Origin of the sequence: Arcicella rosea (genome assembly GCF_014204325.1) — a bacterium.
Classification (GTDB): Bacteria; Bacteroidota; Bacteroidia; order Cytophagales; family Spirosomataceae; genus Arcicella; species Arcicella rosea_A.
This window is the reverse complement of sequence record NZ_JACHKT010000027.1, coordinates 42813-62971: the sequence shown is the minus strand read 5'-3', so window position 1 is coordinate 62971 and position 20159 is coordinate 42813. Positions and strand designations below refer to the sequence as shown.

The 20159-nt window shown below is 33.5% G+C and carries 18 protein-coding genes and 1 pseudogene; 9 read left to right on the top strand and 10 right to left on the bottom strand.

What is annotated here, in order from left to right; translation table 11 throughout:
• Window positions 1-348 precede the first annotated feature (348 nt).
• The 3 genes from glgB to pyrR form a co-directional block, all read right to left on the bottom strand.
• Complete coding sequence (gene glgB, locus HNP25_RS16395) at window positions 349-2367, bottom strand: 1,4-alpha-glucan branching protein GlgB (RefSeq protein ID WP_184135856.1); 2019 nt, start codon at window positions 2365-2367, stop codon at window positions 349-351.
• Between the two features lie 336 nt (window positions 2368-2703).
• Window positions 2704-3630: an aspartate carbamoyltransferase catalytic subunit gene (locus tag HNP25_RS16390; RefSeq protein ID WP_184135854.1), complete on the bottom strand. Its 927-nt coding sequence runs from the start codon at window positions 3628-3630 to the stop codon at window positions 2704-2706.
• A gap of 1 nt (window position 3631) precedes the next feature.
• Complete coding sequence (gene pyrR, locus HNP25_RS16385; RefSeq protein WP_184135852.1) at window positions 3632-4168, bottom strand: bifunctional pyr operon transcriptional regulator/uracil phosphoribosyltransferase PyrR; 537 nt, start codon at window positions 4166-4168, stop codon at window positions 3632-3634.
• A 168-nt stretch (window positions 4169-4336) separates the two neighbouring features.
• Here pyrR and HNP25_RS16380 point away from each other — a divergent pair, with 168 nt between their 5' ends.
• Both HNP25_RS16380 and HNP25_RS16375 read left to right on the top strand, forming a co-directional pair.
• Window positions 4337-5677, top strand: a complete 1341-nt coding sequence (locus HNP25_RS16380; protein ID WP_184135850.1) for an NAD(P)/FAD-dependent oxidoreductase — start codon at window positions 4337-4339, stop codon at window positions 5675-5677.
• A gap of 5 nt (window positions 5678-5682) precedes the next feature.
• Window positions 5683-6756 (top strand): annotated as a pseudogene (locus HNP25_RS16375) (4Fe-4S binding protein); the annotation flags it as partial.
• Between the two features lie 2 nt (window positions 6757-6758).
• Here the strand turns inward: HNP25_RS16375 and HNP25_RS16370 are convergent.
• The gene (locus HNP25_RS16370; protein WP_184135846.1) at window positions 6759-7208 is read right to left on the bottom strand and encodes a DinB family protein; all 450 of its coding nucleotides are present in this window, start codon (window positions 7206-7208) and stop codon (window positions 6759-6761) included.
• Window positions 7209-7265: 57 nt separating this feature from the next.
• Window positions 7266-9224 carry an alpha-1,4-glucan--maltose-1-phosphate maltosyltransferase gene (locus HNP25_RS16365; RefSeq protein ID WP_184135844.1) on the bottom strand — a complete coding sequence of 653 codons (1959 nt, stop codon included), beginning with the start codon at window positions 9222-9224 and terminating at the stop codon, window positions 7266-7268.
• Window positions 9225-9479: 255 nt separating this feature from the next.
• Between HNP25_RS16365 and HNP25_RS16360 the strand changes: the two genes are divergently transcribed.
• Window positions 9480-10307, top strand: coding sequence for a septal ring lytic transglycosylase RlpA family protein (locus HNP25_RS16360; protein WP_184135843.1), 828 nt, complete (start codon window positions 9480-9482; stop codon window positions 10305-10307).
• A 54-nt stretch (window positions 10308-10361) separates the two neighbouring features.
• Here the strand turns inward: HNP25_RS16360 and HNP25_RS16355 are convergent, their stop codons facing one another.
• Window positions 10362-11804 carry a sodium:solute symporter gene (locus HNP25_RS16355; RefSeq protein WP_184135841.1) on the bottom strand — a complete coding sequence of 481 codons (1443 nt, stop codon included), beginning with the start codon at window positions 11802-11804 and terminating at the stop codon, window positions 10362-10364.
• A gap of 87 nt (window positions 11805-11891) precedes the next feature.
• Between HNP25_RS16355 and HNP25_RS16350 the strand changes: the two genes are divergently transcribed.
• From HNP25_RS16350 to chrA, 6 genes are all read left to right on the top strand, one after another.
• Window positions 11892-12173: an ATP-dependent Clp protease adaptor ClpS gene (locus HNP25_RS16350; protein WP_184135839.1), complete on the top strand. Its 282-nt coding sequence runs from the start codon at window positions 11892-11894 to the stop codon at window positions 12171-12173.
• 56 nt (window positions 12174-12229) lie between these two features.
• Entirely contained in the window at window positions 12230-12847 is a 618-nt protein-coding gene (gene recR / locus HNP25_RS16345) for a recombination mediator RecR (RefSeq protein WP_184135837.1), read from the top strand.
• Window positions 12848-12881: 34 nt separating this feature from the next.
• Window positions 12882-13259, top strand: a complete 378-nt coding sequence (locus HNP25_RS16340) for a hypothetical protein (RefSeq protein ID WP_184135836.1) — start codon at window positions 12882-12884, stop codon at window positions 13257-13259.
• A gap of 30 nt (window positions 13260-13289) precedes the next feature.
• Window positions 13290-14039, top strand: a complete 750-nt coding sequence (locus tag HNP25_RS16335) for a superoxide dismutase (protein ID WP_184135834.1) — start codon at window positions 13290-13292, stop codon at window positions 14037-14039.
• Between the two features lie 107 nt (window positions 14040-14146).
• The gene (locus HNP25_RS16330; RefSeq protein ID WP_184135832.1) at window positions 14147-15124 is read left to right on the top strand and encodes an isopenicillin N synthase family dioxygenase; all 978 of its coding nucleotides are present in this window, start codon (window positions 14147-14149) and stop codon (window positions 15122-15124) included.
• Window positions 15125-15208: 84 nt separating this feature from the next.
• Window positions 15209-16375, top strand: a complete 1167-nt coding sequence (chrA, locus tag HNP25_RS16325) for a chromate efflux transporter (RefSeq protein ID WP_184135829.1) — start codon at window positions 15209-15211, stop codon at window positions 16373-16375.
• A 46-nt stretch (window positions 16376-16421) separates the two neighbouring features.
• Here chrA and rfbA read toward each other — a convergent pair whose 3' ends face one another.
• From rfbA to rfbB, 4 genes are read right to left on the bottom strand one after another with little or no spacing between them, the layout of a single operon-like run.
• A complete protein-coding gene (gene rfbA / locus HNP25_RS16320) occupies window positions 16422-17282 on the bottom strand; it encodes a glucose-1-phosphate thymidylyltransferase RfbA (RefSeq protein WP_184135827.1) in 861 nt (286 codons plus the stop codon).
• Between the two features lie 7 nt (window positions 17283-17289).
• Complete coding sequence (locus tag HNP25_RS16315) at window positions 17290-18012, bottom strand: DUF4276 family protein (RefSeq protein WP_184135825.1); 723 nt, start codon at window positions 18010-18012, stop codon at window positions 17290-17292.
• Window positions 18009-19076 (bottom strand): AAA family ATPase, encoded by a 1068-nt coding sequence (locus HNP25_RS16310; RefSeq protein ID WP_184135824.1) that lies wholly within the window; start codon window positions 19074-19076, stop codon window positions 18009-18011. The genes HNP25_RS16315 and HNP25_RS16310 overlap by 4 nt, the downstream gene beginning before the upstream one ends.
• Window positions 19077-19078: 2 nt before the next feature.
• Window positions 19079-20137, bottom strand: a complete 1059-nt coding sequence (rfbB, locus tag HNP25_RS16305) for a dTDP-glucose 4,6-dehydratase (protein WP_184135822.1) — start codon at window positions 20135-20137, stop codon at window positions 19079-19081.
• Window positions 20138-20159 lie beyond the last annotated feature (22 nt).

The following is a 20159-nucleotide window of genomic DNA, read 5'->3' as shown; positions in this document are numbered from 1 at the left end:
AAATTCTTAAAATTCACATCAAAATTTTAGCTTGGAATGACTAAATTCTTACTTCGTGTAATTCTTGTAAAAATCATAGCATTTTAAATACAACATCGCTGGAATTGTGTTAATTTTACTTTATCAAATAACAAAATTATGGCGGTAATTTATTATTTGGTGCTAACAGTAATATTTTTAGATTCTGTTTTATGGCGGTAAAAAAGAGTTTATAAATATTATTTACAATAAATAACATATTTGTTGTAAGATGATTTTGAAAAGACCCTTGAATTGGCGGATTCAGAGGTCTTTTTTTTGTGCCTCAAAAAAAGGGATGATACTTACTGTTGTATCATCCCTTTTTTATTACTTAACTTTTAGAATACTTGCTCCGAGTGGGGGTATCGTTAAAGAAATGGAATAAGCTTTACCTTGCCATGCAATTTCCTCAGCCATAATTACTGATTTATTGGTTTTCCCACTTCCTCCGAAATGATGCTCATCAGAATTGAAAATTTCAGTCCAGACTCCTTGCATTGGTACTCCAATTCTATAATTGTCTTTAGGAATTGGTGTCATATTCAAGATAATGATGAGCTGTTCTTTATGAACATTGCCTTTTCTCGCATACACAACTACCGAATTATTTCTGTCAGAAGTATCAATCCATTCAAAGCCTTCATGAGAGAATTGCTTTTCGTATAAAGCTGGTTCTGTTTTGTACAGATTATTCAGGGCTTTCATGAGGTTTTGGATACCTTTATGAGGAGCATGGTCTAACAACCACCAATCTAAGCTTTTTTCAAAATTCCATTCAGATGTTTGTCCGAACTCTCCACCCATAAAAATCAGATTAGTTCCTGGGTGAGTAAACATATATGAAAAGAGTAATCTTAAATTTGCAAATCTCTGCCATTCATCACCAGGCATTTTTCCGATTAAAGATTTTTTGCCATAAACAATCTCATCATGAGAAAGTGGAAGCATAAAATTTTCAGTAAAAGCATATACCGTAGAGAAAGTCAACTGGTCTTGGTGATGACGACGGTACATTGGGTCTTTTTGAAAGTAATTTAACGTATCATTCATCCATCCCATCATCCATTTCTGACCAAAACCTAAACCTCCAGCATAAATCGGTCTAGAAACACCCGTAAATGAAGTAGATTCTTCAGCAATAATTTGAATGTCTGGAAACTGAGCATAAACAGTTTCATTTAATTCTTTAAAAAGCGAAATGGCTTCAAGGTTGTGATTTCCTCCAAAAATATTAGGCTCCCATTCGCCATGTTTTCTTGAATAATCTAAATAGAGCATCGACGCAACGGCATCAACTCTTAAACCGTCGGCATGATAGCGTTCTAACCAATAAATAGCATTAGAAATTAAAAAGCTACGTACTTCGTTTCTACCATAATTGAAAATATATGACTTCCAGTCTGGATGATAACCCCTACGCATGTCTGGATGTTCGAATAAATGAGTACCATCGTATTCGTATAAACCGTGAGCATCACCCGGGAAGTGCGAAGGAACCCAGTCGAGTAATACACCAATATCATTTTTATGGAATTCTTCTACCAAGTACATGAAATCTTGCGGTGTTCCGAAGCGTGATGATGGTGCAAAAAAACCAAGAACTTGATAACCCCACGAAGGCTCGTAAGGGTGTTCCATTACTGGCATGAATTCAATGTGCGTAAAGCCCATTTCTTTCACATAATTAACTAACTGGTCTGCTAATTCTACAAAAGAAAGTTTTTCATTCCCTTCTTTTCTTCTCCAAGAACCCACATGTACTTCATAAACAGACATCGGTGAAGCCAAAGAGTTTTTTGTATGACGCTTTGCCATCCAATCAGAATCTGTCCATTCATACCAATTATCCCAAACTACTGATGCTGTGCGAGGAGGTATTTCAAAATGTTGTGCATAAGGATCCATTTTTTCAATGAAACCATTACTTTGAGTTTCTATACAAAATTTGTAGGTTTCTCCTTTACCAATGTAAGGAATAAAACCTTCCCAAATGCCAGAAGCATCCCAACGTACAAATAGATGATGGCTACTTTTATCCCAATAGTTAAAATTACCAATCACTGATACGGATTTTGCCGAAGGAGCCCAAACTGCAAAATAAACACCTTGTACGCCCTGAAATTCTGTAATGTGTGAGCCAAATTTTTCAAACAATCGGTAGTGTTTTCCAGCTTTAAAAAGATTAATGTCGAAATCAGAAAAACGACTGAATGCTTCTACATTTTTAAGAATTACTGGAACACTTGGTGTTTGGGTTTCTTCTGGTACTTCTACAACTTCTTTTTTACTTACTTTTTTCTTAGTTGTTTCGGTTGGTTGAGTAGTTGTTTTGGACGTTTTTGCCATTTTAATTATGGTTAATGGATTTTTTGCAAAGCCAATGGATGTCTTTTTGTAAATATAAAATTTCTTTTGAAATAGATTCGGTTAAGCTCACAGAATTTTATTTCATCATTGATTAGCGAACCGTAAAGTACCGATAATAAAATTGATATGAGTTTGATTATCTTTTTTTGTTTGTTCGTTCATGGAATAATCTATTTTTTTATCAAATATACACCATTTTACCTTTTTTATGAGCTTGTATGATAATTTTATAAAAACAGGAAAATTCAATGAGAAAAATAAAAGGAAGAAAGAAGCTTACTCATAGCATTGTAGGAATACTATGAGTAAGGAAAATTAGTTTTGTCCAGCCAATAAATAAAGTACTGCCATTCTTACAGCAACACCATTTTCAACTTGGTCGAGGATAATTGAATGATGAGAGTCAGCGGCATCAGAAGTAAGTTCAACCCCACGGTTTATTGGGCCAGGGTGCATTATGATGATTTCTTTGTTTAAATCATCCAACATTTTTTTGTTGATACCGAAGTATAAAGAGTATTCTCTGAGTGTAGGGAAATACTTTATTTGTTGTCTTTCTAATTGGATTCTCAATACATTAGCTACATCACACCAAGCTAAGGTTTCTTTTACGTTATGTGACACTTTTACACCTAGTTCATTCACATAACGTGGAATCAAGGTTGATGGTCCACAAAGTGTTACTTCTGCTCCTTGTTTGCGAAGTGCAAAAATGTTTGACAAGGCTACTCTTGAATGTAAAATATCTCCAATAATTGCGATTTTCTTTCCAGCTAAATCTGTTCCTAATTTTTCACGCATTGAAAAAGAATCTAGTAATGCTTGTGTTGGATGTTCGTGCGTTCCATCTCCAGCATTGACAATATTGGCACTGATATGTTTTGAAAGAAAATGAGGAGCGCCTGGACTAGCATGACGCATCACAATCATATCGACTTTCATTGCCAAAATGTTATTTACGGTATCAAGAAGTGTTTCTCCTTTTTTAACAGAACTTCCAGAAGCAGAGAAATTGATGGTATCGGCAGATAAGCGTTTTTCTGCCAATTCAAAAGAAAGCCTAGTACGAGTAGAGTTTTCAAAAAATACGTTTGCAATTGTTACATCACGTAGGGAAGGTACTTTTTTGATGGGGCGATTAATTACTTCTTTGAACTCTCTGGCAGTTGCCATAATGAGTTCGATGTCGTCGGGTGTTAAATCCTTAATCCCCAAAAGATGTCGAGTACTTAGTTTTTGCATGCTATTTTGTAATTAACCAAATGTTATCGGCTTCATGCCCTTGTTCTTTCCATTCTACTAATACTTTTTCAGTAGCAAGGGTGTTTACTTTTTTACCAACATAATCAGGATTGATGGGTAAATCTCGGTTGTAAATTCTATCAATCAATACACATAATTCAACCTTGCTCGGACGACCAAATGCTGTCATAGCATCTAGTGCGGCTCTTACCATTCGGCCAGTTGCCAGAACATCATCAACTAAAATTACTTGTTTGTTTTCGATGATGAAAGGTACTTTGGTGGCATTGGCTTTCACTAATTCACGACGACGATAATCATCACGATAGAAAGTTGCGTCTAAATAACCAATCGGGATTTTAACACCAGTAATTGATTCTAATTCTTGATGTATTCTTTCAGCAAAGAAAATACCTCTCGGTTGCAAGCCAATAATCACAGAATTTTCGAAATTCTGATGATTCTCAATCAATTCTTGACAGAGACGACTAATGGTAATACCTAGTAGAGGACTGGATAAGATGAGTTTGTGTTGCATTGAGTTTTTGTGATTAATTGACCTCGATGCCAGAGAATCGTGGCACAAAGATAGTATGCTTTACGGATTGCTGAATGATGGAAGTAGAAATTTTTATTTTATGATACTTTTGAACAATCACTAGCCATCAATTTATCGTAAATTCGAAAAAGATTTTAAGCATCAAGCATGAAACATATTGTTATTGTAGGAAATGGAATTGCGGGAATTACTGCGGCTAGACACATCAGAAAACTAAGCGATTATAAAATCACAGTTATTTCATCTGAATCAAAATACTTTTTTTCAAGAACAGCACTGATGTATGTTTACATGGGACAAATGAAGTACGAACATATAAAACCTTATGAAGATTGGTTTTGGGAGAAAAATCGTATTGAATTAAAGTATGATAAAGTAGAATCAATCAATATTCAAAGAAAAAATCTACAGTTGACTAAAGAATTACTTCAATACGATAAACTGATTTTAGCGACAGGTTCAAATTATAATACTTTGCCAAATATTAATCCAGAGATAAAAGGAGTACAAGGGCTTTATCATTTACAAGATTTAGAGAAATTAGAAGAAAATACAAAAAATATTAATAAAGCGGTAATTGTAGGAGGAGGTTTGATTGGTGTAGAATTAGCCGAAATGTTGATTTCTAGGAATATAGAAGTTACTTTTTTAATCCGTGAAAATACTTTCTGGGGAAATGTATTGCCGATTGAAGAAGCTAATATTGTTACTCAGCATCTGAAAAAAATGGGTATTGGCGTATTAATTAATACTGAACTAAAAGAGATTTATACTTCTATAAATCAGCGTGTTGTTAGTATTTTAACTTCAAAAGAAGAAAAAATAGCTTGTGAATTTGTTGGATTGACAATAGGAGTGAGTCCAAACATTGATTTAGTAAAAAATACTTCAATTGAAAGCCAAAAAGGTATTCTTGTTAATGAATATTTAGAAACGAACGAACCAGATATTTATGCTATTGGCGATTGTGTAGAACACAAAAATCCTCTGAGTGGAAGAAAGGCAATTGAGCAAATTTGGTATTCAGGGAAATTAATGGGAGAAACTGTCGCTAAAAGTATTTGTGGAAGTCCGACGAAGTATAAACCAGATATTTTTTATAATTCTGCCAAGTTTTTTGAGATAGAATATCAAGTTTATGGTAAAATAACACAGAATTTATCTGCGAATGAACAAACATTCTATTGGAAAAATACTGAAAATAACAAATGTCTAAGAATTAATTATGAAGCTGAAAGTAACAGTATCATTGGAATTCATGCTTTGGGCATTCGTTTAAGACAAGCAATATGTGAAAAATGGATTCGGGACAAATGTACAATTCAATATGTACTAGAACATTTAGAAGAAGCCAATTTTAATCCAGAGTTTTCAAAACCTTTTATCAACGCTATGCTTGAAAAGTATAATCAAGAGTATCCTGAAAATCCCATCTTGATAAAAAAGAAGAAAAGTATCACAAATCTTATTTCAAAGATTTTTAATTAGACGCAATGAATAATAATTATATTTTTCAAAACCCAGCAACAAACAGAGGATGGCTTGGAATGCTAATTGGGAGCTTGCTGATTATTTTTTACATACTTCTTTATTGGTTCCCAACATCCATTCAATGGCTTATTTCCTTGACAGACCCAATAAGTTTATTCATTAAAGGGAAAGTAGCTGACCAATGGTTTTTTTATGGTTTTATTTATACGATTGCCATTTTAGGAATGGGAATCAGAATGATTAGTAAATATCGCCACAACAATTATCAGAAAGTAAGAACGATTTCAGTGATGTTCTTTCAAACCTGTTTTGCTTTTTTAATTCCAGAATTACTTGCTCGTTTGAATTTACCTTATCAAGATTTTAAAAATATTTTTCCGTTAGATTATGCTTTCTTTTTTGATTATAACATCGAAAAGAAAATAGCTGCTGGTACAATTGGTTACTTTATGTTGGCTTGGGGCGTTTTTTTGTTTGTTGTTGGCGTTCCTGTAATGACATACTTTTTTGGAAAACGCTGGTATTGTTCTTGGGTTTGCGGTTGCGGAGGATTAGCTGAAACAGTAGGAGACCCATTCAGACAATTATCAGATAAATCTTTGAAGGCGTGGAAAATTGAACGCTATTCAATTTATGGAATACTTGCTTTCTCTTTAATAATGACTGGTGGAGTACTTTATACTTTTTTCACCAAAGAAAGTAAGCTATTCGGAATTATCGACACTAATTTTATCCGATACATTTATGGCTTTTTGATAGGAAGTATTTTTGCAGGAGTGGTCGGAACGGGCTTTTATCCATTAATGGGCAACCGTGTTTGGTGTCGATTTGGTTGCCCTTTGGCAGCTTATTTAGGAATTGTTCAGCGATATAAATCAAGATATAGAATTAGCGTCAATGCTGGTCAATGTATTTCTTGCGGAAATTGCTCTACTTTTTGTGAAATGGGCATTGATGTAAGAGCTTATGCACAAAAAGGACAAGACATCGTACGTGCTTCCTGTGTTGGTTGTGGCATTTGCTCAGAGGTTTGTCCTCGTGGAGTACTTAATTTAGAAAATATTTCATCAAAATAATTTTATGACATTTCACTGCTGATTCTTCTATGATAATTGATTTGTCCGAGATGATAAGTAAGATGTCCGTGTAAATGAATCAGAAAATACTCAGTACTCATTTCGTAACCCAAGACATTTTCTGGATAAGTATTTGAAAATTCTTCCTGACTTAACTGTGTGAGCGTAATAGTTACAGCTTCAAATGTTTCACTGATAGCTTGGAGTACTTCTTGTCGTGGAATATTCTTTGCCGAAAATTCAAGTTCACGATTCCTGAGATAATCGATGTTTCCTAAATTTTTCCCGATATAAGTCTTCAAGTTTCCTACTAAGTGCAAAGCTAAATTACCACCAGAATTACTTGTCCCTTTTACCGTTTGCCAGATAAGATTTTCGTCAGGATACTGTTCTATTTCTTTGAGAAGAACTTTTAAATCTCTTTGGAATAGTGTTAATATTGCTTCTTTCATGTTGAGATGATTTTAAAAGAGCTTTTCTCATTTCTGGAGAAAAGCTCTTTAGTTTTTCTAAATATCTTCAATTCTAAATAAGTGCATTGGCATAATGTGCGGGTCTAAATCAATAAAATTGTATTCGCCACGCCAAACGTACTTCGCACCAGTAATCAAATCATGAACGATATACTCTTGGTCAGGGTGTTTATGAATAAGATTCAATGGAATTCTCACATTTCCTCCTTGACGATTGTATGGGTCAAGATTTACGACTGATAAAATCTTATTTCCGTTCGGATGCGTTTTCAAATAAGCCAATACTTGGTCATTCTGAATATCACAGAAAGTAATATTATTTGTTCTTTGCAAAGCAGAGTTTTCAATTCTTGCTTCGTTGGTTTTACGGATAACATGGGTTAGTTTGTTTTCCATTTGCCAATCCCAATATTTGATTTCGTATTTTTCAGAATTTTTATATTCTTCTTTGTTCGGATTTCCTTCGTTAAACATGTATTCGTAAACTGGCCCGAAAATTCCATAATTGGCCGAAAGCGTAGCCGCCATGAAATAACGAATGATAAACATTGGTTCAAGACCAGTTTGTAAGCACCAAGGAAGAATATCATGCGTATTTGCCCAGAAGTTTGGACGCATGTATAAAGCTTGTTCAGTTTTAGTTAATTCATTCATGTAACCTATTAATTCAGCTTTTGTATTTCGCCAAGTGTAATAAGTATATGAATGTGTATAACCCAATTTTGCTAATTGAGCCATTACTTTTGGCTTTGTAAATGCCTCAGCCAAGAAAATCATATCAGGATAAACAGCTTGTACTTCGGCAATGATCCATTCCCAAAAGCCAAAAGCTTTAGTGTGTGGGTTATCAACTCGGATGATTCTCACACCCCATTCAGCCCAAGTCATAATTACAGTTTTCAATTCCTCCCAAAGTCCTTGCCAATTTTCAGACTCAAAATTGATTGGGTAAATGTCTTGGTACTTTTTCGGAGGATTTTCTGCGTATTGAATCGTTCCATCAGGACGGATTTTAAACCATTCGGGATGTTCTTTTGCCCAAGGATGATCTGGAGAGCATTGAATGGCTAAATCCATTGCTAATTCAATTCCCATATCCTGACAAGTAGCTATCAAATGTTTTAAATCATCTAAAGTTCCGAGTTCTGGTAAAATATCAGTATGTCCACCTAATTCAGAGCCAATGGCATAAGGAACTCCCGGTTCGCCTTCTAAATAAGTTGTACTATTATTTTTACCTTTTCTAAACTGTGTCCCAATTGGATGGATTGGTGGGATGTATAAAACATCAAAACCTAAAGATTTTAAACGTGGAAGTACATTTTCTTCAACATCTTTAAATGTCCCATGTTGTCCTTTTTTTGAGGAGGCCGAACGAGGGAACATTGAGTACCAAGATGAAAACGCTGCTTTTTCTCTATCAACCCAAAGCTTTAATTCTTTATGAGTAGTGGTAAACTGTTTATCTGGATATTGTTCAATCCAGTTGTGCATTTTTTCACTATGCGTAAATGCGATGGCTTCATTATAAGTATTGTTATCTCTGAAAATTTTAGCTGTAGCTTTTAATTCAGTTTTATCTTCCTTTGACGCTATTTTAGACATTTTATCAAGAATGTTAGCACCCATCAAAAGCTCTACATTCACTTGTTGACCATCCTTGATTTTCATATCAATTTCATGCTCCCAAGTTGCAGCGTGGTCAACCCATGCCTCAATAGTATAAGTATAAAAACCATTTTTTGAAACTTCAAAAGAAGTTTCGTAGCGGTCATTATTCACAAAAGTCATTTTTTTCTCTGTCCAAGTTTCATCTGTTGAAAACTTATAGCGTAATCTTGCAGCAAGTTGATCATGTCCATCTAAGAAAATATCGGCTTCAACTTTTATGGTATCGCCGACAAATGCTTTTACAGCAAAGCGTCCAGCATCAAGCTGAGGGCTTAGATTTTCGATAATAATCCTTTGCTGTCCTTGAATTGTTTTTGAAATCATATTTGTATATCAAAATGGTTAAAAAATTAATTATAAAGTACTTAGCAGTACAATTTTTTAAAAATAGACTAAAAAAATGGCGTTGAAATTGTTAAAATAGTACGAAATAATACTAAAAAGTCATTAATTTCACATGATTGCCTGATTTTATAAGATATAAGTATAATTTTTTTACTATACAATGTAAAAATTGTACTTAATTAAGATTTTTAAGTAGTGTATAGTTAGCTTTAAATTTATAAAATAAAAAACGCTGTGAAAAAGATCATCGCTTACTCAACCCTATTTTTATTGGTAAAAGTTATGTCTTTTGCCTCAATCATTAAAGAAATCCCCACAAAAAGCTTTGCCGAAGAAGGGATTGCCCGTTATTATGCAGCCAATCTCAAGGGTAAATATACCTCTTTTGGCGAGAAATATGACGATACACAATTAACCGCCTCTCATTCAAGGTATCCTTTGAATACTTATCTAAAGGTTACTAATTTAGAAAATAATCATTCTGTGGAGGTAAGGGTTAATGATTATTGTGAATGTGAAAAGGAAGACAAGATTATTAATCTATCAAGAGAGGCTGCATCAAGGCTTGGTATGATGGCAAGTGGAAAAGCTAGAGTTCGCATTGAAGTAATTTCGCTAAGTACTAGTACCCTGACTTCAAATGTTTACAAAAGACCTTCAGAGAGAATTGCTGAAAGTATTATGCCTGAGAGGAGAGAGGTGTTCTCAAGGGATAATATTAAAAGTTACGATAACATACAAATAAAATCGGTTTCCTCAAATGTTCCATTTTCGCCAGAAAGAACCTATGATATTGATGGGATTGAGAAATTTCCAAAAGGTTATGCAGTTCAGGTTACGGCATTGTCAAATTTAGGATTTATAAGAGATTTGTATGATGAGTTGCTAAAAATGGGAATACCCAAAGAAGAGATTTTTATACAAGTTGCTCTTAAAGAAAATGGCAAGTTGTACAGATTACTATTTGGGGAATATTATTCAAAAGAGTTAGCGAACGAAAAAACGGCTTGGCTTTCACAACAAGGTTATACGGGCGTTGTTCGTTCTCATTATAATCTATAAAAAAAGGGATGTCAATCAAATGTTGACATCCCTTTTTTGTGAAGACCAAGAATTTTATTTTGTTTTAATTATGAGTAACCCGATAAAAGTAATTGCTCCATTCACCAGTAATTTTTCGAATCCGAACTGATAACCATTTAGCCATTCCTTTGAATTTACGTCGATTACATAAGTTAGGATAGGAGCGGCGACACAAACATAAGGTACAAGTTTGTCTTTAATTGGCATTTTAGTGAAAAGACCAAAAGAAAATAAACCTAAAAGTGGTCCATAAGTATAACCAGCAATATTGAATACCGTTGAAATAATTGATTGACTACTTATTGCATTGAATATCAAAATGATAATAAAGAAAAGAGCAGAGAAACCAATATGAGTATAATGCTTGATATTGTTTCTTTGTTTTTCCTCATATTTCTCAATGTGCATAAAGTCAATACAAAAAGCAGTAGTCAGTGCTGTTAAAGCAGAATCAGAACTTGCATAAGTAGCAGCTGTAATGCCTAATAAGAAAGTAACAGCAGCCAAAACACCAAATTCTCCACCTAAAGCTAATTTTGGATATAATAAATCTGTTCTTTCTGGAATTGGGAAACCAATTTTGTCGGCATAGATATAAAGTAAAGCTCCCAAACAAACAAATAGCAAAGTAGTTACAGCGAAAGTACAGCAAAACCAAAACATATTCTTTTGTGCTTCGCCGATGTTTTTACAAGTAAGGTTTTTTTGCATTAAATCTTGGTCCAGTCCAGTCATTACAATAGCAATAAATATACCTGCGATAAAATCTTTGCTGAAATGATGTTTGTAAGAGAAATCATCAAAGAAAAACATTTTGGAGTATTTACTTTCTTGAATGGTAGAAATTAATCCGCCAACACCTAAATCTAGTTTGTTGGCAATCAAGAAAATTGTTAATACCAATGCTGTTAAGAGGAAGAATGTCTGTAGAGTATCTGTAACGATAATTGTTTTTACGCCACCACGATAAGTGTAAACCCAAATGAGTGCAATAGTCACCAAAGCTGAAATCCAAAAAGGAATGTTCCAAGCATCAAAAATCGCTAATTGAAGTACTTGAACAGCCAAGAATAAGCGGGCGGCCGACCCCAAAGTTCGTGCTAACAAGAAAAAAGAAGAACCAGTCTTATAGGACATCTTCCCTAATCGTTTATCTAAATACGTATAAATAGAAATTAAATTCAGCCGGTAATATAAAGGAAGTAAAACCGTTGCAATTACAAAATAACCGACTAAATTGCCTAATATAATTTGATAATATGAAAGCGATACTTTACCAACATCACCCGGCACTGAAATGAACGTAACCCCAGAAATTGACGTTCCAATCATACCGAAAGCTACAAGCCACCAAGGAGATTGTTTATTTGCTGTAAAAAAAGTATTAGTGTCGGCTCCTTTAGAAGTATAATGAGCAACAATTATAAGCATTAGAAAGTAAACGGCTAAAATCCCGAAAGCTAATCCTGTAGTCATAAATTTTTGGTATTCAGTTTTGTGAACATCAAATTTGATATTTTTTGTTAAATTTGCTATCATTTTAAAAGATAAATATTTTTACAAATGCGACCATTTGAACAATTCGAAGAAGAAGTTGATGTATTAGAAGAAGTTGTTGGCGTAGATCAATGCGATCTCATTGTGTTTAATGACGAAGTAAATACATTTGAGTTTGTGATTGAAACACTGATAGATGTTTGTGGACATTCGGCTGAACAAGCAGAACAATGTACATTATTAATTCATTTCAAGGGTAAATGTGCTGTAAAAAAAGGTACTTTCGAAGAACTCGCTCCGATGAGAAATGATATTTGTCGTCGTGGAATTGCAGCCGAGGTTCAATAAGTGCTTCTTTTCAGTTTAATTTTTCAATTACTTCATAATCAACATTCCCCAAACTCTTGAATTATCCATCCAAACTCATAGAAAATGCTGTTGAAGAAATCTCTAAATTACCAGGTATTGGAAAAAAGACAGCATTGAGAATGGCTTTACATCTATTAAAAAGAGATGAAAAGCAGACACTTAATCTGTCTGAAGCCTTAACGGCTATGAGAACAAAAACACAGTATTGTCGCCAATGTCATAATATTTCAGATGATATTTTATGTGGAATTTGTACAAATCCGAAAAGAGATGAATCTGTACTTTGTGTAGTTGAGGATACCAGAGATGTACTAGCAATTGAAAACACTTCTCAGTTCCGTGGACTCTATCATGTTTTAGGAGGAATCATTTCACCATTAGAAGGAATTGGTCCAGGAGATTTGAATATTGATTCTTTACTTAATCGTATCGCAGAGAAACAAAATAGTGATTCTGCAATAAAAGAAATTATTTTAGGGCTTAGTCCTACAATGGAAGGAGACACTACGGCGTTCTATCTTACAAAGAGACTTAAACCGCTTAATGTAAAAATTACTACAATTGCCAGAGGGATACCAATTGGTGGAGATTTAGAGTATGCAGATGAGATTACACTTGGTAGAAGTATAGTAAGCAGAATTGTATATGAGTAAACCTTAATGATAAAATTTGTAAAACCTGTTAGTCATGAAAAAAATCTCAATTATTCTGCTTTTAGCTATCATTCCAACGCTTGTTAAAAGCCAAATTTTATTAAAAGCTCAACCAGATTCATCTGCTTCATCGTTGTTATCTCCTATGATGAAAGATTATTTACTTTCCTATCAGCAGAAGAACAACATCAAAAAATTTCCCCAAAAGCCGATTGGTTTATCAGAAATTAAAAAATCAGTAGAAAATATTGATAACTTAATTATTGTAAAACCTGATTTAGCACAAATGTCAAAAATGCCAGTTGTGCAACCACCGACAGATACTTATCATCATTTAGTAATTATTTCTCCAAAAGAACCGAATCGAATTACTCCTGATAATAATTCAGCATTATTAAAAAAGGGAAATTAGATTTCATTAACATTTCAAACAAAATCTCCAATGAACCGTAAAAATTTCTTAAAGACAACTTTAGCATCAGCTTTTGCATTGTCTGGTTTAAATTCATTTAGTTTTTCATTAAGAAGAAGTTATAATGATAAATTACCAAAGCTTACTTTGGATGAAGTTGTTTTAGAGTCAGCTCCTTTTTCATTAGCTGCTTTGCCTTATGCTCCTGAAAGCTTAGAGCCAAGTATTGATAAATTGACGATGGAAATTCATCATGGTCGTCATCACAAGGCGTATGTAGATAACCTTAATAAAGCAATTGTTGGAACTCCTTATGAAAAACTAACTTTGTGGGATATTCTGAAAGAAGCTGGAAAAGCACCAGCAGCTATCAGAAATAATGCTGGCGGTCATTGGAATCATACTTTTTTCTGGAATGTAATGTCACCTAAAGGCGGAGGTACTCCTAAAGGAGAACTGTTGGAAGAAATCAACAAAGCTTTTGGTTCATTTGATAAATTCAAAGAAGAATTTGCAAAAGCAGGAACTACTCGTTTTGGTTCGGGATGGGCTTGGTTAATTGTTCAAGATAAAAAGCTAGTCATTACTTCAACGCCTAATCAAGATAATCCTTTGATGGATGTAGCCGAGAAGAAAGGTACTCCAATATTAGGATTAGATGTTTGGGAACACGCATACTACTTAAAATATCAAAACAAACGTGCAGATTATATTACTGCATTTTGGAATGTTGTAAATTGGGATGCAGTTTCAAAGAATTTTGAAAACATCACAAAATAATATAATTGGTTCTGTACATACTTTGTGTACAGAACCAAATTTGAAAGCTTGAAAACGTTTATCATTTTTAAAACCATTGTGAAATTTGATAAATAACATTTACTAATATGAATTCTGAAACACTTCTCGACACAATTCCATCACTTGATTTAGCAGATTTTCTTTCGGGTAATCCAACACTTAAAGAAAAATTTGTACAAGATTTAGGAGCTGCTTTTAATAATATTGGTTTTGTAGCCATTAAAAATCATGGTTTAACCAATGATGATACAGAAAAGCTTTATGATAATGTTCAGCAGTTTTTCTTTTCTCCAGATGAATTAAAATTGCAATATGCCATCGAAGGAATTGCAGGACAAAGAGGTTACATCACAAAAGGGAAAGAAACTGCAAAAGGTTTTAAAGTACCAGATTTAAAAGAATTTTATCACGTTGGTCAGCCCAAAGTTAATGATGGCGACCCAATTTGGGAAGAATATCCAGATAATGTTTTTCCAAAAGAACAACCAGATTTTGAACAATATACACTTCATACCTACAAAACCTTAGAAACTGCGGGTAAAACTTTATTAAAAGCAATTGCTTTATATTTAGAATTACCAGAAGATTATTTTGAAGAGAAAGTAAAGCATGGAAATTCTATTTTAAGAGCCATTCATTATTTCCCAATTCTTAATCCAGAAGCATTACCTGAAGGAGCAGTGAGAGCCGCAGCTCATGGAGATATTAATTTGATTACTTTATTGATGGGGGCTTCAGCGGAGGGGCTAGAAGTTTTAAGAGCTGATGGGGTTTGGATTCCGATTACTTCTTTGCCAGATTATGTTGTGGTAAATGTGGGTGATATGTTAGATAGGCTTACAAACCATAAGTTGAAATCAACGATTCATCGTGTGGTAAATCCACCCAAAGAAAAGCTTGGTACTTCACGTTTTTCAATTCCTTTCTTTATGCACCCACGTTCAGAAATGAATTTGACTTGTTTGGAATCTTGTGTTGATGCCAATCATCCAAAAATGTATGTTGATATGACAGCAGGTGAGTTTTTAAATGAAAGACTAATTGAATTAGGCTTGAAGAAGTAATTTTATTATTTATTTAGAATCCATGAGATTATAGAATATCTCATGGATTTATTTTTTAATTTACAAAAGCTATTTATACTCCAAATGAAAAAAATCAGAAGACTTATCTTTCTCCAAGACGTTCTGATTCTTGCTTGTACTTCTTTTGGGGGGCCACAAGTACATTTGGCAATGTTTATTGACCGTTTTGTAAAGAAAAGAAATTATCTCACAGAAGCAGAATTGCTTGAACTTCAAGCTTTATGTGGATTCCTTCCTGGCCCAACTTCAACTCAAACGATTACAGCTTTAGGTTATAAAATTGGTGGACCAAATTTAGCATATTTAACATTACTTGTATGGATTACTCCTGCAGTAACAATTATGACTGCTGCTGCTTTCGGGATGACCTATCTTAAAAATCGAGATATTATTAGGTTTATACAGCCAATAGGAGTAGCCTTCATTATTCATGCGGGTTTTGTTTTAGGTAATAAAGTCATTAAAAATGTTTCTGGAATAATTTTAATGATACTTGCTGCTGGCTTTGCATTTTATTTTCAATCGCCATGGGTTTTTCCTATTTCATTGATAATTGGAGGAACATTTACAGCATTCAACTACAAAGACTATCCCCATCAAACAAAACATAAGATGGTTATTCCTTGGGCTAATTTTAATTTGTTTTGGATTTTTCTATTGTTTTTAGCGGTGCTAGGTCATTTCACAGATTATGAACCTATTCGATTATTTGAAAATTTTTATCGAAATGGAAGTTTAGTTTTTGGCGGAGGACAAGTACTTGCACCAATTCTTTATACTGAATTTGTAGAATTTAAAGAATTAGTAAGAGCGGATGATTTTTTAACTGGGATGGCACTTTCCCAAGCTTTGCCCGGACCAGTTTTTGCATTTACTTCTTATTTAGGAACTTTAGTAATGAAAGAAGGCACTTGGTGGGAACAATTATTAGGAAGTGCAGTTGGAGCGGCTGGTATTTTTTTGCCGGGTACTTTTTTGATATTTTTTGTTTACAGAATCTGGGGACAATTAAAACAATACAGAGGAATTAGAGCCTCTTTGGACGGAATAAATGCTACTTCAATCGGATTGACTTTGGCGGCTGCCATTACTTTTATTGTTCCTATGGTAAAACAAGTAGATATTGTTGGTTTGATAACCGTAATTGCTACATTTTTAATTTTACAATTTACCAAGATTCCAAGCTTTTTTATTTTCTTGGGAGGCTTAATATTGGGTTTTATCTTTTAAAAGAAAAGCCATTTTAGATGTTACTCCAAAATGGCTTTTCTTATTTTTATTTCAGCAACCCCAAAAGATATTTCCCATAACCACTTTTAACTAGTGGTTCCGCTACTTTTCTGAGTTGTTCTTCGTCAATGAATCCCATTCTATAAGCTACTTCTTCAATACAACCTACTTTTAATCCTTGTCTTTCTTCGATGACTTGTACAAATTGTCCTGCTTGCATTAACGAAACAAAAGTTCCAGTATCTAACCAAGCAGTTCCTCTGTTCAATACACCAACTTTCAATTTTCCTTGTTTCAAGTACTCTTTGTTTACGTCCGTAATTTCATATTCTCCTCTTGGTGAAGGTGCGATATTTTTAGCAATTTCAACCACTGAGTTATCATAAAAATACAAACCTGGAACTGCATAATTTGATTTTGGCTTCAAAGGCTTTTCTTCAATAGAAAGTACATTGAAATCATCATCGAATTCTACTACGCCATATCTTTCTGGGTCATGAACTTGGTAGGCATATACTACACCACCTTCTGGGTCATTATTAGATTGAAGTAATTTACTTAATCCACTTCCGTAGAAAATATTATCTCCTAAAACTAAGGCTACTTTATCATCACCGATAAACTCTTCTCCAATTACAAAAGCCTGAGCTAATCCGTTTGGTAAAGGTTGTTCTGCATATTCAAATCTACAACCCACTTGTGAACCATCTCCCAAAAGCTTTTTGAAATGTGGTAAATCGTGAGGAGTTGAAATAATTAAGATTTCTTTAATACCCGCCAACATCAGAATTGAAAGTGGATAGTAAATCATCGGTTTATCGTAAACAGGCATTAATTGTTTACTTACTGCCAAGGTTAATGGATGAAGACGAGTCCCCGAACCACCTGCTAAAATAATTCCTTTCATTGTATTTTTAATTTATAGCTTTTGCAAAGCATTTGAATGAATTACATTTTTGACTATTTTCTAAATCTTCAAAATCCTCCTTTTGAATGTAGCTTAAAAAAGAATTTACCTCATGCCCATGTTTATCATATTGTTCACCAATTAAGGCTAAAATACTTTTTATAATTTCCGTAGGATGGAGGAAGATAGTCTCTGGGTCGGTATTAAAGAAGTCGATATTTAATTTTTCAAGAATTATAGCTCTGGTTATACCTTTATTTTTCCAGAGTTTAGGAATACCTAATAACCATGCTTCTAATTCCATGATTGCAAAGCAAAAGTAAATATTGTTAGGTTTGATTGCTCTCGTTTTTATAGTTTGATTAAAACCATTGATAAATTTTTCATTTATCAATGGTTTTATTTCACGAGGTTGCCCCATTGCTTCTTTATATTCATCTGAGTACATATCACGTAGCCCAACAATCCTATCATATCCAGCGTTCCAAAGTAGATGTTCTCTTTTAAGAATTCTTGTAATCACAGTTGAATCACTGCCCACATTTATAATTTGAAAATGATGAGTTGCATCAGTATTGGGAACATCATAGTCAGTCTTTAATAATTTATTATCACTAAAAAGTGTTCTACATTCTAAATCAATATTTTGATATTCAAACTTCTTTAATAAGTATTCTCTTACAAAAATCAACTCTGAATGTCCTTCAACAAATATTGCTACTTTTTTCATAGATGGCTATCAATGTAATCAGATGAGAAGAAATCAAAGTTAGAAAGACCAGTATATTTAAACTCTTGAAATAATTTTGGATTGTTAGTTTTATTGAATGATGTTACAATTTTACCATCTCTTTTTAAGATATTCAAATAGTCAATTTTGATGACATCAATTAAAAAACTATCATTTGTTGTTGCAATGAGCTGAACATTCTTTTTTAAACATCTTTGAAAAGCAAGCTTTCCAAGTTCTTTTGCTCTAATGTAATCTAGACCTTCTCCAAAGTCATCAATAACTATTGTCGCAGGGTTTTTACGACTTATCAAATACTCAATATAAATAATTAAAGATAGAGCCCGAGACATCCCCTGTGATAAGTCATCATGATAAATTAAGTACTTTAAGTCTTTTTCATTAATCAATAAAAAGTTTTTATCAGATGATGGTAGATTTTTAACCTCAATATCATCAATTTTAAATCCAATAACATTTAGATTTTCGATGACAGTATTCCTTTGTTTTTTTGATAGTAAATCAAACAAGTCAGGAATATCTCCAGTAACATTTAAAAACTCCCCTCTTAGGAAGGCAAATTTAGTCGCAAAACTAAATTCAAAGCCATATGAGTTTTCGGCCCAATTTAGAATCTGTGCAGTTTGAGGGTATTTAAGAATATCATTTATAGAATAAATTGCTAATTTCTGGGATGGTGGAGAATATGTATCCCATTTAGATTTCGAATCTTTCCTAATCTTAAATGTTGATTCTCCTCTTTTTCTTTCTAATATAATATCATTATTGTAAAATAATATCTCTTTAACAACTTCATTCTTAGTCTTTAATGTTTTTAATTCATAACGTAAGATTTCATTTTCAATGGTCATAAACTCAATTGACCATTCTTCTGATTCAAACCTTTTTTCTTGCTGAGTAAGTATCTTAACGAATCTATCAATTTTAGAAATAGTTCTTGATTTACCAGTACCATTCTGACCAACTAATAAATTAATTGCTTCAAGATTAAGGTCTTTGATTTCCCAAGAATCTTCCTTATATGAAAAACTTTTAATTCTCATTTCTATCGGTTTGTGTACATTGAATCGTAATACTTTTGATAATTTCCCGAAGTAACATTATCAAGCCATTCTTGGTTGTTCAAAAACCAATCTACTGTTTTTTCAAGCCCTTCTTCAAATTGTAAAGATGGTTTCCAGCCTAATTCGTTCATAATTTTTGTAGCGTCGATAGCGTATCTCAAATCATGTCCAGCACGGTCAGTTACATAAGTGATTAATTGCTCTGAAGTACCTTCTGGTCTTCCAAGTTTGCTGTCCATCGTTTTACAAACTAATTTAACGATGTCAATATTTTTCCATTCGTTGAAGCCACCAATATTATAAGTTTCTCCCAGTACTCCTTCATGAAAAACTGTATCAATGGCTCTAGCATGGTCAACAACAAATAACCAATCTCTTACATTTTCACCTTTTCCATAAACAGGAAGAGGTTTGTTGTTCAAGATATTGTGAATCATTAATGGCAATAATTTCTCAGGGAAATGATTTGGTCCGTAGTTATTAGAGCAATTCGTAATCACAACTGGCAATTTATAAGTATTACCATAAGCTCTTACAAAGTGGTCAGAAGAAGCCTTTGAAGCAGAATAAGGAGAACGAGGGTCATAAGGAGTTGTTTCTGTAAAGAAATCTTCTGGATTATGTAATTCTCCATACACTTCATCCGTAGAAACATGATAAAAACGCTTACCTTCATAACCAGATGCCTTCCAAGTATTTTTAGCAGCGTTCAACAAATTACAAGTACCTACAACATTGGTCATGACAAAAGCCATTGGTTCAGAAATAGAACGATCAACATGAGATTCAGCAGCTAAGTGAATAACCCCATCAAACTGATGTTCAGCAAATAAAGCGTCGATGAAACTAGCATCAACAATATCACCTTTTACAAAAGTATAATTAGGTTGATTTTCAATGTCTCTCAAATTCTCCAAATTACCAGCATAAGTCAATTTATCCAAATTGAAAATTTGATAATCGGGGTATTTCGTAACAAATAGTCTGACAACATGTGAGCCAATGAATCCTGCTCCGCCAGTGATTAATAGTTTCTTCATAAACAAGTATTTTGTAAGTAAA

Excerpts from the sequence above, each read along its gene's own strand:
- rfbA (WP_184135827.1), bottom strand. The coding sequence starts at position 17,282 with ATGAAAGGAATTATTTTAGCAGGTGGTTCGGGGACTCGTCTTCATCCA.
- HNP25_RS16370 (WP_184135846.1), bottom strand. The coding sequence starts at position 7,208 with ATGAAAGAAGCAATATTAACACTATTCCAAAGAGATTTAAAAGTTCTT.
- HNP25_RS16350 (WP_184135839.1), top strand. The coding sequence starts at position 11,892 with ATGCGACCATTTGAACAATTCGAAGAAGAAGTTGATGTATTAGAAGAA.
- HNP25_RS16390 (WP_184135854.1), bottom strand. The coding sequence starts at position 3,630 with ATGCAAAAACTAAGTACTCGACATCTTTTGGGGATTAAGGATTTAACA.
- rfbB (WP_184135822.1), bottom strand. The coding sequence starts at position 20,137 with ATGAAGAAACTATTAATCACTGGCGGAGCAGGATTCATTGGCTCACAT.
- HNP25_RS16380 (WP_184135850.1), top strand. The coding sequence starts at position 4,337 with ATGAAACATATTGTTATTGTAGGAAATGGAATTGCGGGAATTACTGCG.
- HNP25_RS16335 (WP_184135834.1), top strand. The coding sequence starts at position 13,290 with ATGAACCGTAAAAATTTCTTAAAGACAACTTTAGCATCAGCTTTTGCA.
- HNP25_RS16315 (WP_184135825.1), bottom strand. The coding sequence starts at position 18,012 with ATGAAAAAAGTAGCAATATTTGTTGAAGGACATTCAGAGTTGATTTTT.
- glgB (WP_184135856.1), bottom strand. The coding sequence starts at position 2,367 with ATGGCAAAAACGTCCAAAACAACTACTCAACCAACCGAAACAACTAAG.
- HNP25_RS16355 (WP_184135841.1), bottom strand. The coding sequence starts at position 11,804 with ATGACTACAGGATTAGCTTTCGGGATTTTAGCCGTTTACTTTCTAATG.
- HNP25_RS16340 (WP_184135836.1), top strand. The coding sequence starts at position 12,882 with ATGAAAAAAATCTCAATTATTCTGCTTTTAGCTATCATTCCAACGCTT.
- HNP25_RS16365 (WP_184135844.1), bottom strand. The coding sequence starts at position 9,224 with ATGATTTCAAAAACAATTCAAGGACAGCAAAGGATTATTATCGAAAAT.
- chrA (WP_184135829.1), top strand. The coding sequence starts at position 15,209 with ATGAAAAAAATCAGAAGACTTATCTTTCTCCAAGACGTTCTGATTCTT.
- HNP25_RS16310 (WP_184135824.1), bottom strand. The coding sequence starts at position 19,076 with ATGAGAATTAAAAGTTTTTCATATAAGGAAGATTCTTGGGAAATCAAA.
- HNP25_RS16330 (WP_184135832.1), top strand. The coding sequence starts at position 14,147 with ATGAATTCTGAAACACTTCTCGACACAATTCCATCACTTGATTTAGCA.
- pyrR (WP_184135852.1), bottom strand. The coding sequence starts at position 4,168 with ATGCAACACAAACTCATCTTATCCAGTCCTCTACTAGGTATTACCATT.